This window comes from Candidatus Dependentiae bacterium, assembly GCA_020431705.1.
Lineage (GTDB): Bacteria > Babelota > Babeliae > Babelales > Vermiphilaceae > JAGQHQ01.
In genome coordinates, this window is sequence record JAGQHQ010000007.1 from 46,241 (window position 1) to 61,167 (window position 14,927).

15 protein-coding genes are annotated in these 14,927 nt (G+C 34.7%); 4 read left to right on the forward strand and 11 right to left on the reverse strand.

Annotated elements, in window-relative coordinates; translation table 11 throughout:
- Positions 1-3: 3 nt before the first annotated feature.
- Positions 4-1,026: a rod shape-determining protein gene (locus tag KC460_02980; GenBank protein MCA9770307.1), complete on the reverse strand. Its 1,023-nt coding sequence runs from the start codon at positions 1,024-1,026 to the stop codon at positions 4-6.
- Between the two features lie 45 nt (positions 1,027-1,071).
- Entirely contained in the window at positions 1,072-2,319 is a 1,248-nt protein-coding gene (locus KC460_02985) for a hypothetical protein (protein ID MCA9770308.1), read from the reverse strand.
- Between the two features lie 333 nt (positions 2,320-2,652).
- Here KC460_02985 and glmU point away from each other — a divergent pair, with 333 nt between their 5' ends.
- Positions 2,653-4,113, forward strand: a complete 1,461-nt coding sequence (glmU, locus tag KC460_02990; protein ID MCA9770309.1) for a bifunctional UDP-N-acetylglucosamine diphosphorylase/glucosamine-1-phosphate N-acetyltransferase GlmU — start codon at positions 2,653-2,655, stop codon at positions 4,111-4,113.
- Between the two features lie 42 nt (positions 4,114-4,155).
- The gene (locus tag KC460_02995) at positions 4,156-5,385 is read left to right on the forward strand and encodes an exonuclease SbcCD subunit D (GenBank protein MCA9770310.1); all 1,230 of its coding nucleotides are present in this window, start codon (positions 4,156-4,158) and stop codon (positions 5,383-5,385) included.
- Positions 5,386-5,427: 42 nt separating this feature from the next.
- Here KC460_02995 and KC460_03000 read toward each other — a convergent pair whose 3' ends face one another.
- Both KC460_03000 and KC460_03005 read right to left on the reverse strand, forming a co-directional pair.
- Positions 5,428-6,483 carry a hypothetical protein gene (locus KC460_03000; protein MCA9770311.1) on the reverse strand — a complete coding sequence of 352 codons (1,056 nt, stop codon included), beginning with the start codon at positions 6,481-6,483 and terminating at the stop codon, positions 5,428-5,430.
- 107 nt (positions 6,484-6,590) lie between these two features.
- Positions 6,591-7,625 carry a hypothetical protein gene (locus tag KC460_03005; GenBank protein MCA9770312.1) on the reverse strand — a complete coding sequence of 345 codons (1,035 nt, stop codon included), beginning with the start codon at positions 7,623-7,625 and terminating at the stop codon, positions 6,591-6,593.
- 113 nt (positions 7,626-7,738) lie between these two features.
- Here KC460_03005 and KC460_03010 point away from each other — a divergent pair, with 113 nt between their 5' ends.
- Positions 7,739-8,632, forward strand: a complete 894-nt coding sequence (locus KC460_03010; GenBank protein MCA9770313.1) for a hypothetical protein — start codon at positions 7,739-7,741, stop codon at positions 8,630-8,632.
- A 43-nt stretch (positions 8,633-8,675) separates the two neighbouring features.
- On the opposite strand, the gene KC460_03015 is transcribed toward KC460_03010, so the two are convergent.
- Positions 8,676-9,362 (reverse strand): ComF family protein, encoded by a 687-nt coding sequence (locus KC460_03015; protein MCA9770314.1) that lies wholly within the window; start codon positions 9,360-9,362, stop codon positions 8,676-8,678.
- A gap of 217 nt (positions 9,363-9,579) precedes the next feature.
- Between KC460_03015 and KC460_03020 the strand changes: the two genes are divergently transcribed.
- Positions 9,580-10,002: a hypothetical protein gene (locus KC460_03020; GenBank protein MCA9770315.1), complete on the forward strand. Its 423-nt coding sequence runs from the start codon at positions 9,580-9,582 to the stop codon at positions 10,000-10,002.
- Here the strand turns inward: KC460_03020 and KC460_03025 are convergent.
- From KC460_03025 to KC460_03050, 6 genes are all read right to left on the reverse strand, one after another.
- Positions 9,980-10,444: a phosphatidylglycerophosphatase A gene (locus tag KC460_03025; protein MCA9770316.1), complete on the reverse strand. Its 465-nt coding sequence runs from the start codon at positions 10,442-10,444 to the stop codon at positions 9,980-9,982. The genes KC460_03020 and KC460_03025 overlap by 23 nt on opposite strands.
- A complete protein-coding gene (lspA, locus tag KC460_03030) occupies positions 10,441-10,899 on the reverse strand; it encodes a signal peptidase II (protein MCA9770317.1) in 459 nt (152 codons plus the stop codon). Before lspA ends, KC460_03025 begins: the two co-directional genes overlap by 4 nt.
- Complete coding sequence (gene pheT, locus KC460_03035) at positions 10,896-13,223, reverse strand: phenylalanine--tRNA ligase subunit beta (protein ID MCA9770318.1); 2,328 nt, start codon at positions 13,221-13,223, stop codon at positions 10,896-10,898. The genes lspA and pheT overlap by 4 nt, the downstream gene beginning before the upstream one ends.
- A 140-nt stretch (positions 13,224-13,363) precedes the next feature.
- Positions 13,364-13,831 (reverse strand): hypothetical protein, encoded by a 468-nt coding sequence (locus KC460_03040; GenBank protein MCA9770319.1) that lies wholly within the window; start codon positions 13,829-13,831, stop codon positions 13,364-13,366.
- A 108-nt stretch (positions 13,832-13,939) separates the two neighbouring features.
- Positions 13,940-14,539 (reverse strand): aquaporin, encoded by a 600-nt coding sequence (locus KC460_03045; protein MCA9770320.1) that lies wholly within the window; start codon positions 14,537-14,539, stop codon positions 13,940-13,942.
- A gap of 205 nt (positions 14,540-14,744) precedes the next feature.
- Positions 14,745-14,927, reverse strand: a 183-nt coding sequence (locus KC460_03050; GenBank protein ID MCA9770321.1) for a hypothetical protein, incomplete at its 5' end; no start/stop codon positions are given.

Sequence of the window (14,927 nt, forward strand, 5' to 3'; positions counted from 1 at the left end):
GCATTAATCCATTAACGCTTCTTTGAAGAAATCCAATTCTTCTAAAACTTTACCAACGCCGCGAACAACACAAAACAATGGATCCTCTGCAACACGTACCGGTAAACTCGTCTCTTTCGAGATAAGATTATCTAGGCCCTTGAGCATAGAACCACCACCAGCCATAACAATCCCTTTATCAACCAGATCCGAAGAGAGCTCAGGCGGTGTATTTTCTAGTGCTACACGCACGACATCAATAATACTCGCAATAGTTTCCAGAAGTGATTCATTAACTTCTTGCGCACTCAGGGAAATTGTTTTTGGTACTCCAGTCACTAAATCTCTTCCTTTTACTTCAACGCTTTCTTTTGCATTTTGCCCCTCAAGCAACGCAGCCCCAATTTCTATTTTGATTCGTTCGGCAGTACGTTCACCAATTAACAAGTTATATTTTCGCTTCACATATTGCACAATAGCACGATCCATCTCATCACCGCCCACACGCACTGAACGACAAAATACAACAGATTTTAACGAAATTACTGCAACTTCCGTCGTTCCGCCACCAATATCAACAATCATACTACCAGAAGGATCTTGCACCGGAAGCCCAGCACCAATTGCTGCAGCCATTGGCTCAATAATAGTATACACCTCACCACGCGCACCCGCTTGTTTTGCAGAATCCTTTACTGCTCGTTTTTCTACCTGTGTAATGCCAGAGGGCACACCGATAATCATGCGTGGTTGTACCAATGTTCTACGATTATTGTGCACTGCACGAATAAAGTAACGCAACATACTTTCTGTTAATTCAAAATTTGCAATTACCCCATCACGTAGTGGACGGCACGCAACAATTGTTTCTGGAGTTTTACCAAGCATATTTTTTGCACTTTTACCTGCAGCTAACACATGATTTGTATTTGATCTAACAGCAACAACAGAAGGTTCATTTAACACAATACCTTTGTTACGCACATACACCACCGTATTGGCAGTCCCTAAATCGATAGCCAAATCATTAGAAAAAATGCTGAACAAACGTCGTGCTGGAAAAAATTTCACAATCGCCCCTCTCCTTTATCATTAAAAATTAAACTCTATACCAAAAATGATTCGGTGAGATTTAACAACTCGATCTGCAACTACCAACAAAGATGGAATATCCCATGAAATCGTTACAATAGGAAAAAAACCGCGATCTAATTTCATCTTACCAAAATCATAAAATGCGGCCACTGTTACATAATCTGAGGACCATTTGGAAAAACGTGCCATTTCTTCTAAATTGCTTGGCATTTGGGCCTGACACTCATACAAACGTCCATCACGTATGCGATCATTATCATGATGCAACAGCGTATATTGCAAACGAACACCCAATCCCTCACGTAAATTTTCAAGCAAAATATATGGTGAGAATACGAAAGTTATACCAGGATTTATTTGTATCGGCGCTATCAATAAGCCAAAATTATATGGTTCATCCTTTACCGAAATACGTCGCTCCATCGTCCTTCTAAATCGTTTACTCAAGCGTAACAATAACCCAACTTTCCAATCTTCTTTTACTTCAAACTCCCCATCGACTGCCCCATACATACCATAGTGCCCGTCACCTCCAAAAGGTACTGAAAAAGGAACACTATTTTCTTTTTTTCTACCTGTTGGAACCAGCGCACCGACACGTATACCACAATCAATATGCCTAAACTTTGCTGTGTAATCCCATGCACAACCAAAACGTAAATAAAAATCTAAATCACCAACTCCACTTTGTGTATTTTTATTGCAACCCATACCAAGATCTTGTAACATTTTGCGCCTGATTTCATCAAGCTGACATTTTTCTGATCCTGTCATTGGAATACTATTCTCTTTTAACAAAAACTCACAACGTGTGTGCACACGCATTGCCAACCAAGTTGCACCAAAAGAGAGACAATCAGTTATGGATTGATAATAGACAAATGAAATACCTTGTGTTTGCTGCTTGCCGTTTACAATCCATAAGAAAGTACCATCTTGCCATTCTGGCCTACCATACGTGACAAAAGGATTTGATTTACCAATAACAGAAAATGAACGCGCCATTTTTCCTTGATCAAATTCACCAAAAAGCTCACACAACGGAATTTCTTTTTCATTTGATCCAATTGCCTTACTTGCCGTTTGTAAAAAAAGATCCGATATCAAATGTGATGGTCTGCCTTCAATACTTGTAAACGGCCGTTGCGCCAAAAAGATATAGCGATTATCATATACCATGCCAAATAATTGGCTTACACCACAAAATAGTACGAGTGAAATAAAAAACAGTTTAAGCTTGTTCATAGCAAATCCCAATCAATTATTTATCTGTAATGTATATAATCGCTTGCAACACAGCAGCCTAAGCTACTTAATCATCTTTAGCTATTAAGATGAGAAATTAATATGTATATAATACTCAATTGTACGTTTTTTAAAAGGATGCTTTATTCAAGGTACTTATCTTGTATAAAATTAACGCGTATAATGCTATATATTTTATATACATAATGCCTTAAATCAAACTATAGACCCCATGTTGCATCTGTGTTACACTTCATCTACTTAATTTACACTATTAGAAGTTCGCTATCTATTCATGATTTTGTTAGCATTTTTTGACAAAAAGGAGTTGGCATGCAAAAACTACAAGCAATTGTTCTTGCTGCTGGTAAATCCATCCGTTTTAAAACAGGAAAAAGTAAGCTGCTAGAAAGAATCTGTGGTCAAGAGATGATTACTTACCCAATTAAAGTACTCTCTCAGTTGAATATTGATATAACAACTGTTGTAGGTTATGAAAAAGAAAAAATACAAGAAATTCTACAAACAGCCAGTAATACTTACATACAATTTATCACACAAGAAAAACAGCTTGGTACCGGGCATGCACTGAAGTGCACCAAGCAATTGTGGAACAAAGAATACATATTAGTGCTCAATGGTGATATTCCACTTATTACTAAAGATATTATTAAAAAATTATATGATAAACATATAGAAACAAAAGCTGCCATTAGCTTTGTAATCGCACATAATCCAGATCCTTCGATGAAGAGTTATGGTAGAATTGTCAAAACACAAAATACAATACAAATCGTAGAAGCACGCCATTTTTCAGGCGATACACACGAGCATTGTTGCATCAATGCCGGTATTTATATCATCTCAAAAGATTTCTTACTAAAAAGCATTGATGATATTGAAGAAAATAGATCTGTTAAAGAATTTTATCTAACTGATTTAATCAAAATTGCAAGTGATCACAATAAAACAATATCGACACTTTCAGCACCATTTGATCGAATTCGCGGTGTAAATACACACGAAGAACTCTGGGCGGTAGAGCAAATTCAACGCTCAGACTTAGTTCGCTACTGGATGGAACGTGGTGTACGTTTTTCTGTTGCACAAAATGTGCATGTTGATTTAGATATAACTATTGGATCTGGTACCTATATTGGATGCGGTATACATTTACTTAAAGGTACAACAATTGGATCAAATTGTATCGTTGAAGAGTTTACCTCGCTCGAAAGCGTCATACTTGGCAACAATGTTAGAGTAAAACCATTTTGTGTTATTAAAAACTCAATCATTGAAAATGATACAGTAGTTGGACCATTTGCGCACATTAAAGAGAACACAACCATCGGGCAAGCAAGTATCATAGGCAATTTTGTTGAAGTAACACGTTCAACTATTGGTGCAAACACAAAAGCAAAGCATTTAACCTATATTGGTGACGCAACTATTGGCAATAATGTTAACATTGGTGCTGGAACTATTTTTTGCAATCATAACGGTACAACTAAAAACAAAACCGTTGTTAAAGATGGCTCATATATTGGCAGCAATAATACATTATTAGCCCCCATTACGGTAGAAAAGAATGCATTTACTGCGGCAGGCTCAGTCATCACCAACACAGTACCAGAAAACGCGCTTGCCATTGCACGCAACCGGCAAATAAATAAAGAAGGTTATGCGCAAAAATTACGCGAAAAATATACACATGAAAGCCAATCTGATAAAAAAGACTCACTTTCTTTTACTGGTGCAAAAAAAACAAATTTAAAAAACAGTGCTGCATACTAATGAATCACCGGTGCACATAAGGCACGCCGGTACAACACAAACATGATACGTTTTATACACACAGCCGATATTCATTTTGGCATGGAAAATTATGGAAGGATTGATCCAGAGACAGGCATCCATACCCGTCTTTTAGATTTTAAGCGTGCACTCGATTATTGCATTGATGTCGGTATTGCACGCGAAGTTGATTTCTTTCTGTTCGCTGGTGATGCATACAAAACTGCGCATCCTACACCAACACAACAACGATTATTAATACAATGTTTTTTGCGATTGTATAAGGCCAACATCCCTGTTGTTATTATTATTGGTAATCATGACCATCCATTAAGTTTTGGCAAAGCACATAGTCTTGATTTGTTTGACACACTACCTATCGATGGTTTTCATGTTATTGCAAAACCAACAACAATTTCTTTGGAAACAAAAAGTGGTCCAGTCAATATTGTTGGTATTCCCTGGCCAACACGTAACACCATAGCACTAGCCAAAAAAAATCAATATCAAACTGCTGCGCAGATTACGCAATATATTTCTGATTCAGTCAGTACCATTATTGCTGATATGGCAAACAAACTGGACCACAGTATTCCTGCAGTACTGGCAAGTCACCTAACCGTAAGTACTGGCATTTTTTCAGGATCGGAAAAGCGTGCTATTTATGGCAATGATCCAGTCTTGCTCCCATCTCAACTTGCTATTCCACCATTTGATTACGTTGCACTGGGACATTTACACCGCTATCAAAATTTAAATCAAAAAGGGTATCCTGCAATTGTATATTCTGGTTCAGTTGAGCGTGTTGATTTTGGTGAACGTAGAGAAGATAAAGGTTTTTGTTTAGTCTCCATCAAGCATAAAGGTGACACACATCATGAATTTATCAAAACACCACAGCGGCCATTTATTCAAATTGAAGTCAACTTGCAACCAAATAAAAACCAAACACAACAAGTCATTGATGCCATTAAAAAAAATGATATCAAAGATGCTGTACTCAAAATTTTGTATCATATACCAGAAACAGAAAAGGATTCTATTGATTTGAAAATGATTCAAAATTTCTGCAGAGACGCAATCTATATTGTCGGCGTCATCCCTATTCGCAAACTCAACTCACGTAATCGCCGTGCAGTAATAAAGGTTGATATGAAATTATCAAAATTGCTTGACGTGTATTTTGATTCCAAAGAAAAGCTAAAAAGCAGAAAAAAAGAATTAATAGAAAAAACACTACAAATCGAACGCGAATTGCAGCAAGAAAAGTAAAATAATTCATTCTCAGGAGCTTGAAAAACTACGGTTTTCTGACTACGTAAAATAAAGCACTGCACCGTTATCTAGTAGCTCTTTTTTGTAATCACTTAATGCTTGTTGAAATTGTGGACGGCGTAAGATACCAATAATATCCATACGTCGCTCTTCAAGGCTCAACAACCGCTGTTCACGCTTACTTTTAAGCTTAAAAAGTTCAAAACCATCATCAGATTTTAAAATATCAGATGTATCGCCGGTATTCATAGCACAAATAAATAGCTTATCATCTGCAATGCTCTCCTGCTCTATCCAGAATGCTGCTGACCATGTCAACCTTTCAACACCCCGCTCAATATTTTGTTTTAGTTCACCTTGTGTAACACCAGATTTAAACGGTATAAATGCACGCTGCAATTCATACGCAGCTTGTTCATATTCTGGGTGTGCATCATAGTACTCTTTAATCTTCTTTTCAGGAATAACTAAGCGACGTGGCCCAATTTTAAAATCAATTAGCGAATTAACCGCTGTCATCACCTCAAACTGCTTTTTTCCCTCTTGGAACGTATATCCCGCCGATTCAAAAATTTGCTGCATTTGCTCTTGCGTTAAATTGTTTTCTCGTTGTACCGTTTTCAAATGCTTGTCAATACCCTCCTCATCAGGAACAATTTTATATTTTTTCGCATCATCATACATAAGTTGTTCTAACACCAAATCATCACGTGAACGTTGCGAACCATCAATACCTGGACGAGCAATATCAGATTTGGTAATTACTCGCGTATTTTCATCACCAAACACAACTGCTTCGATGCTATCAACCACATACAGCTTTGACTTATCAATTTTTATTTTTTTGTTTTTGAAATATTTAGCATTGTTTCTTTGATGAACAATTCTATTCTTAATGGCACTGATATCTATTGAGGTTAAAATATCATCTTTTTTTGATACAGATTTTTTTTTACATCGGATACTTTCAATCTGCTTTTTAGGAACAATTTTTTCTATCTCTTTAGCAGTACAACAGTCAGAAAACAAAAAAATAACCAATAGAACAGATAAAAAATACCAATAATATTGAGAAAAAACGTTTTTTTGCAACATAACCAACCCTTAGAATAATATGCACTATCAACCCTTTAGTAAAAGAAAAGGGAATATGCTAATAACCTAACATATTCCCAGTATTTTGACTATCGTGTTTTATAACACTAAGCAGTTCGTGTTGCTGGTACTGGTGCTTTTGCGCTACCTTCAGATTCAGGATCATCCACTGGCATTGCAGGTACCTGAGTTTGCTCACCAGTTTGCAATGGTGCTTTATCAACAGCTACAGAATATTTGTCACGTAATTTACCAATTTCTTTTTCTAGCACTTGCATACGCTTTTCTCTCATAACATACTGCTCAACTGTTGATTTTACCTGCTCAAACGGACGGCATTCTGCTTGCTTTTTCTCCTTTGCGTATACAACCCAGCATGATTTATCATCTACTTTAATAACTTCAATTTTTGGAAAACGATCATATGAAACAATTTTGTCGCGTACTGCTGGATCAATTCCTGGACTTTGCTCACTAATTAATTCAAAATTTTGTACTTTACCATCCAATTTAGCCTCTTTTGCTGCTACAGCAAAACGAGATGGATTATTTTTTACTGTTTCAAAAAATGCTTGTGCTTCAGAATCTTTTGTAAAGTTAATACCAAGTGCATTAACACCACCACGGGAAATTAAAATATCTGGCAGCTGCTCTTTGTGTTCATCATAAAATTTTTTCATAGATGCGTCAGAAATCTCAACTGGATGCAATTCTGCAAAATATTTCGTATTGAGCATTTGATGTGCTGATTTAACGATTTGATCCATTTCTTTTTTATAGTTTTCTTGCTGATCAATACCAAGCGCTCGAATTTCTTGATCAATCACATGCTGACTAATCAAGCCATCTAAAAACTTGTCTTTTGCATCAGGCATAAACTGAATGAGTGGTCGTAAGCGATTTTTATCTACAAAATCATCAAATTCTCTTTGAAACACATCCATCGTGATAATTGGCTTGCCACCCATAGTAACAAGTACAGGACTTCCATCGTCAACACCTGCAACTGCTTCTGCTTTTTTCTCTGTTTTTACCGAAAGTGCTTCTTTCTTCTTAAACCAATCACACTGTGGTAAAAAAACGAGTAATGAAAATATAACAAAATACCCTAAACCGCTTTTTTTACAAACTCTATCCTTCATAAGTATCCTTTTGTAGAGTTAAGATTAATTAGACAAATACCGTATTTTAGATATATATATAATGTAAAAAACACAATCACGCAAGCATCAATTTTAACCTTGGAGACGTTATTATGAAAAAAAAAATTTTTTTATTTATTTATATCTTTGTATGTCTTTATATAAATAAGCCTATATTTTCGATGCACTCCAACACAAAGGATAACGATCCATTAAGTAGAATAGAACAATTGGAAATTCAAGAAAAAAGAATACCAATAAAAATAGAAAATATCACGTTTCCGAGAGAAACAAAAAAAAAAAGAATAACATATGAGAACTACGAAACAGAAGATACAGAAGATGTAAATAAGTTAAAGTGGGCAAATTTAATAGTAAAAAAACCTAACCTACATCCCAAAAATATAGCTCTTGCAAACAAAGAACAACTTCGTAGCTCTCTAAAATTAATGGATTCTGGCTGCTTTTCAAAACAACTAGAGAAATTAAATGAAACATTACCAGAAGAAAAAAAATTTGAAATAACTAAAGTAGAGCTAACCCCATCACAATGGATGGCAGTAAACATGCTTGTCGTTACCAACATTTTACCACTAAAAGATACAACTAATCCTGTAAGCCTAACACAAGAACATTTTCCTACTTGCTCAACAGGATTCTCTTCATATCCAGGAAGTGGAACATACCAAAGTCAAGCAGAAACATTATTGCTCAATTCTGGATTTGTAAATAACTTTCGCGCAAAAGGTGAAAAAGAAGGAGCAATGTCTTTAGTTCTTGGAGAAACAAATTCACAACTTAATGAGTCATCGCTTAAATACATTAAACGAGCGCATTTTTTTCTGCAGAAAGCACATCAACTCAACATAAAGCTAAATTATAATCAAGTTGACAACATTTCCAAAACACTCGACCAAATGTCTAGACTCATTGTTGAAACAAAACTTATTATTGAAAAATCAAAATCAGAATATCAAATAACATATGGCAACAAAAAGGAAATATAATGAAACTACATATTTTTTTATTGATATCTCAAAAAAATAGTGTTTACACAACTCTGCCTGCAACAACAGCAATAATAGATGCTGGTTTAAATTTGATAAGTTCTCTTGCAGCCGCATGCAATGTAGCTCCAGTTGTAAATAAATCATCTACTAATACAATGTGTTTGTTGCTATATAAGCTATAGTCAATGTTTTTGAGAGCAAATGCATCACTCACGTTTTCTATACGCCCTTGCCCTTTTAGCGTTGATTGAAATACAGTCTTTTTATTTCGTCTCAATATATTCGCAACAGGTGCACAACCGCTGTTGCTGGAAAGAATATTTGCCATTTCGTTTGATTGATTAAAACCTCGCCAAGCATATCGGCTCCAATGTAATGGAATTGGCACAAAATAATCCACTTTCCTATCTTTTATATATGTCATATCCCAAATAAGCTGCCCTAATTGTTGCGCAACAACTATATCTGATCTACATTTTGCTAAAATTAATGAACGCAATGGCTCTTTATAAACACCAGCAGATAACACCTTTACTGTATATTTTTTGGTAATTTTTATTTGAGTTGAAACAATTGGTTGAATAAGAACAAGACAATCACTGCATAATGTAGTCCGCATTGCTAAATATATACAACAATACGCACAATACGGTGGGTACACAAATAATAAAAAAGCATCTATACTATCACCAACTATGCTTTTTAGTTTATTAATTGAAAATAACATAGTACCATGTATTTTACATAAAAGTTATTTTAAGTAAATTTTTTATATGACATAAAAGTAATACTAACATAACACATTTTATGTATATGTTAATAATAAAAATCTAACACGTATACACATGTGGCCTTTAACTATGAAAACATTTTCACCTGTAAAAAATTGCTTTCTTACATCAACAATTTTATCATGTTTTTTTCTGGTACTTCAGGCACATTGCATGGAGCAAGGAATCACTCAACTGCAAACTATTAATAGAAATATAGCACTTGCCTTTGCATTTCCAGATAATAAAGGACTAGAGCAAAAAGCACTTAATAATTATAATACACTTTACCAACAAAAGGCTGAATTTACCTTTGCAACCAAAATCAATGAAATAGATAAAATTTTTTTAGCAAAAGTTCAAGGTGCAAAAGAAGATGATTTCAACAAAAACCTAGAAAGAGAAATTGCATATTGCAAAAAATTATACTCCTGTAAATATGATCATCAGCATACCGCTATAAACGTACAACGCTCAAATAATAATTCAAGTATAGTTCTTTTCAGTACCCCACAGCAACAAAAAAAAGCCAAGTTAACACCACATTCTTGTGTAGAAGCTATTATAGATCGCATTAAGATAAAACGTAAAAAATAATAATCCTTAATAATAAAGCACTTATAAGACCTGCAGCAATATCATCACCTATAATACCAAGTGCGCTGTTAAGTTTTTCTAATTTTTTGATGCCAAGCGGCTTTACAATATCAAAAAAGCGGAATAAAAGAAAACCAATTATCATCGTTTTTATATTTAATGTAATACCAGCAAATGTAATAAGAGTCCCAACTACTTCATCAAGAACAATTTCTGATGGATCGTTGTTTTTGAATATGTTTTGTTGCAAAACATAATAAATCACAAAATATGATATAAAACAAAATAATCCAATAAATAGATAGAATGTATCTGAGCACGTGAAAAGTGGTTGTAGGAGAAATAACAAAGCTATTATTATGATGGTTGCTGTAGTACCAGGAGCTGGTAAATGACCAATGATGCTAAGTGTTGCGCAATTTTTTAACAAAAAAGCAATCATTTCCTATACCAAAATAACATAATAAATACACCACATACTACTGATATATCAGCAACATTAAATACTGGCCATGACCACTTTCTAAATGAAAGCATAATAAAATCAATAACACCGTTAAATATAAAACGATCAACAATATTTGAAAACGCACCGGCAAGCGCTAGTATATGTCCAATAATCAGCTTTTCTTTTTTATACACAATATATGTATACCATATTAACATACCAGTAATACAAATAATGATAGCGCTAACAGCTATAAACATAACTGTATCTTGGCTGCTAAGTAACCCCAAAGAAATACCACGATTAAATACAAGGTCAAACGAAAGAAATTGATTAATTCGCATACCATTTACTGGCAGCATCAACGCCCATGCTTTTGTAAGTCGATCAATAATAACAACCACAAAAAAAATAATGCTATACAACAACCATGATACTTTTTTTTTCATCGAATAGTTGCTCCCAATTTCTCTATAGTATGCGTTACTTTACTAATAATCACTTCTATCTCACTGCCAGTCAATGTCTTTGTGTCATCAGTAATAATAAGCGTAAATGCTAATGATTTTTCATTCACCCATTTATCTTTTTCAAAATGGTCAATAAGTTTTACTGCAGTAATACGATTATCAATAGAAGTAATTGTTTCTCGTATTTTTTGCACAGTCACACTTAACGGTACCATCATACTAATATCACGATATACTGCAGGGTATTTTGGAACTGGCTGATATTTAACCCTTGGTACAGCCACATTCACTAGATAATCTGCATCAAGCTCAAAAATAAATACATCACCCTCAATAACATTGTGTAGCAATGTTGTATTTATTTTTCCTATGCAGCCAACTATGTTACCCTCGTGAATCAAGTCAGCTTTTTGATATTGGTCAAAAAAACTACTTTCTTTCTTTTCTTGATCTATTTTTTTGCGATATTCAAAATCAATACTTAGCATACTGCACAATTTACACAGCAGTACCTTCCCATCATAAAAATCAATAGATTTTTTACGATCAAATAACATACCAGTAATTATTTGTTTTTCTTCGGGCTTCTTTCCATTCATATTCCACGTTCTACCCCATTCAAAAAAGCGTAAATTATCCGAATAATCTTTGTTATCAACCACATTTTTTATTAAATGCGGAATCAACGATGTTACCAATTGACGCCAATTTTCTGATTGTGGATTAGTTATTGTAATAGTATTTTCAGGCTGCCACTTAAGTTCTCGCAAAAAACGCTCATCATAGAAACTATAATTAGAAACTTCTTTCATGCCAGCAGCAAATGCTAAAAAATGTTTTATTGCACGGCGACGTTGCACATAAGCCATATCAAATGGCACCATTACTTTACGTGGCAATGCATATGTCATATTACCATAGCCAAAAAATCTACCAATTTCTTCTACAATGTCTTCTTTAATTGTCACATCTTTAGTTGCACGAAACGTTGGTACTGTCACAATATAATGGCCGTTATCATCTTGCACACCAAATTCAATTTTTTTAAGCGTTTGAATAACAAAATCCGGTCTAAGTTCCACACCTAATTTTGATTCAATAAACTGATGTGCAATTTTTATTGTAGGTGGCTCCATACGTGGTCCAATCGAAACAATTTCATTTGACACACTGTGTGGAATGTGCTCATCTTCAAGTAATTTTACAAAACGCAAAATACCATCAATATTCTGATTTGGATCCAAGCTCTTTTCAAATCGTGCTGAAGCTTCTGTTCGCACTTTTAAACGCATACTCGTTTTACGAATGGCACTGGCATCAAAATGCGCCGCCTCTAAAAACAACGCGGTTGTACTAGCACTTATACCACTGTTTTTTCCACCACGGATACCCGCAAGTGCAAGCGGTGTCTTACCATCACTGACGATAATATCATCTGAAGTCATTTCGATTTCTTGATCTTTAAGTAAGAGCAGCTTCTCTTTTTTCTTGGCATTACGCACAACAATTTGTTGTGATTCAATATTGTTTGCATCAAAAGCATGTAATGGCTGACCAATATCAAACATAACATAATTTGTAATATCTACTAGTGCATCAATTGGCCGTGCGCCAACTCTCATTAAACGCAATGCCATCCAGAGTGGTGAGGCTGTATGCGTTATATTATCAAAGTATAATCCCGCAAATCTATTACATCCCTGTGATGTTACCTCTATGCAAATTTTGTTTTCTTGTGTTGCTTCTACCTTATATTTATGTTCAACAATTTTTTTGTGCACAACAAAATTACTTAGCGGTTTAAATGGAAAACCAAGCAATGCAGAAATTTCTCGTGCAGCACCACGATGCCCCCACATATCTGGCCTATGATTAATTGATTTGTTATCAATATCCAAAATATAATCTGTTGCTGAATATTGCTTTTTCCACCCACCTGATTGTAATGTTTTAGGAACAGAAATTGCTGGCAGTAATCCTTGGCGCAATAGACAAAAATCTTCAATGGGCGCCCACTCATAACCATTCTCCACTTTTTTCAGCATATAGAGATGCCCTTCTCTAGCATCATCACGCCATGGCAATGTAATATTTTTTTTTAGTTCAGAGCTATGAGAAATTATATTTCTACCACGTCTACTTCTGACTTGTGCAAGAGTAAACAAATCCATATCAACATCTACCTTTTCAAACCCTTCAATTTCAGCAACTGCTTGATTAAAATGATTGATCAGTCTGGTGATATCTGTTTTTTTCCAATCAGCGTCAATATGATCAAAAACCCAAGAAATGGAAAGTTTCATGAATCGCTACCTTGCATTATAAAAAACTATTTTATTTATAGTTTCATAATACGATAAAACAAGCAAAGTCGCAATTTACAGCCTACGCTTTTTCTTTTTTATAATTCTCATCACGAATATGTATTTTAAAATAACTATACTTATTTTTTACAAACAGAAGCTAATGTTTTAAGTTGTTGACATTCTAGCTTTTTACGTTCACTCACCGTATAATCAAGCCATTTTTTGGTACAATTTATATCACATATTATACATTTTTGATCAAAATTATTACACATAGAACGATACAATAAAAAGCAACTTATAACAATACCAACATATATATTTTGTTGCTTCATTGCAGCCATACCCCCCAGAAATATTATAACAAGCATACGGTCAAATGTAGCCCATGATCCTTTATTATCAGCTATTTCTTGTTTCGATTGAATTTGTTCTTTCAGCTCTTTTTCGCTTTTTTTTAATCGTGAAATTTCATTATTTAGATCTTTATGTACTTCATCACACTTTATGTCTTCCTGACCCACCCTAGAATCATCTGCATATATAGCAAAAGAAAAAACTGCCAATGACACAAATAAAAAAGAATTAAAAAAAAAGTATCGCATCCAATCCCCTACGGCATAACCAAAAAATTAAACATAAAAAATGCGTGAATGTATCATACATTGTACTACATTCACGCATAAAATCGAGTTTATAATTGAATTATTTGCCTAAATTAAGTGCTTGTGCGCACGAGCTGCAAGCCATCCACCAATAAATGGACCAACAATATAACCTATAAATGGTATAATTGTAGTTATTCCACCACAACCACCCATAATCATAGTAAAAAGTATAGAACTGATTACAATAGCAGGGTTAACCACACCACGTAAAAACGAAATTGCCATAATTGCAGCACCGATAATCACACCATATTCACCGATATTTTTTTTCTTAAATAAATCTGCAGCTGCAAGTACAGCAGCACACAACAAGAATGTTAACACAGCCTCAAAGCAAAGTACCATCCATATTGGAGCTTCCGATGCTTCAACTGCCCACTTTTGGCCAGTAGTAAAAAACCAGAAAGAAATACCTGCAAGCGCACCACATACCTGCGCACAAATATAGTACAGGTAATCTTCAGTTGTCATTTTTGAGTTCACACACACAGCAGTTGTTACTGCTGGATTATAGTGAGCTCCAGATACGTGCCAACCCACATACACGAGGGCTGCAAGCATTGCACCAATTGCAATGGCATTACCACTTGCAATTGCAAGTAATAAAAAGAAAGTTCCTATGAACTCCATTAGGTAACGCTTCATACGCCTCCTCCTTAAATAAGGAATAGATTAATACAAACACTCTCTTTGAGAATAATATCACTTCCACATATTTTTACAAGCATAGCCTGTTTATTCGATAAAAAAAATATTCGTTTTATAGAATAAATAGAAAAATTGGCTACAACATCGATAACACTACTTAAACAATACTTCGGAGGTCAATAGTGTTGAGCGAATTGTGAAATTAAAAAATCGATACATCCGATTCAAAAGTCCTAAACATGTAGGCTAAAACAGCAGCCTTTACTTGCGCAAGGAAGCTTTCGGCTGTTCTTGCAAAAGGAAAAAGTAAAGAAACGCGAGTTTTGAGATAGCCAAAAATGGTTTCAATAACTTTTCTTTTCTGTAAATCTTTTTTGTAGTATTG

Excerpts from the sequence above, each read along its gene's own strand:
- KC460_03015 (MCA9770314.1), bottom strand. The coding sequence starts at position 9,362 with ATGTTATTTTCAATTAATAAACTAAAAAGCATAGTTGGTGATAGTATA.
- KC460_03045 (MCA9770320.1), bottom strand. The coding sequence starts at position 14,539 with ATGAAGCGTTACCTAATGGAGTTCATAGGAACTTTCTTTTTATTACTT.
- KC460_02985 (MCA9770308.1), bottom strand. The coding sequence starts at position 2,319 with ATGAACAAGCTTAAACTGTTTTTTATTTCACTCGTACTATTTTGTGGT.
- glmU (MCA9770309.1), top strand. The coding sequence starts at position 2,653 with ATGCAAAAACTACAAGCAATTGTTCTTGCTGCTGGTAAATCCATCCGT.
- KC460_03005 (MCA9770312.1), bottom strand. The coding sequence starts at position 7,625 with ATGAAGGATAGAGTTTGTAAAAAAAGCGGTTTAGGGTATTTTGTTATA.
- lspA (MCA9770317.1), bottom strand. The coding sequence starts at position 10,899 with ATGAAAAAAAAAGTATCATGGTTGTTGTATAGCATTATTTTTTTTGTG.
- KC460_03040 (MCA9770319.1), bottom strand. The coding sequence starts at position 13,831 with ATGCGATACTTTTTTTTTAATTCTTTTTTATTTGTGTCATTGGCAGTT.
- KC460_03020 (MCA9770315.1), top strand. The coding sequence starts at position 9,580 with ATGGAGCAAGGAATCACTCAACTGCAAACTATTAATAGAAATATAGCA.
- KC460_03010 (MCA9770313.1), top strand. The coding sequence starts at position 7,739 with ATGAAAAAAAAAATTTTTTTATTTATTTATATCTTTGTATGTCTTTAT.
- KC460_03000 (MCA9770311.1), bottom strand. The coding sequence starts at position 6,483 with ATGTTGCAAAAAAACGTTTTTTCTCAATATTATTGGTATTTTTTATCT.
- KC460_03025 (MCA9770316.1), bottom strand. The coding sequence starts at position 10,444 with ATGATTGCTTTTTTGTTAAAAAATTGCGCAACACTTAGCATCATTGGT.
- KC460_02995 (MCA9770310.1), top strand. The coding sequence starts at position 4,156 with ATGATACGTTTTATACACACAGCCGATATTCATTTTGGCATGGAAAAT.
- pheT (MCA9770318.1), bottom strand. The coding sequence starts at position 13,223 with ATGAAACTTTCCATTTCTTGGGTTTTTGATCATATTGACGCTGATTGG.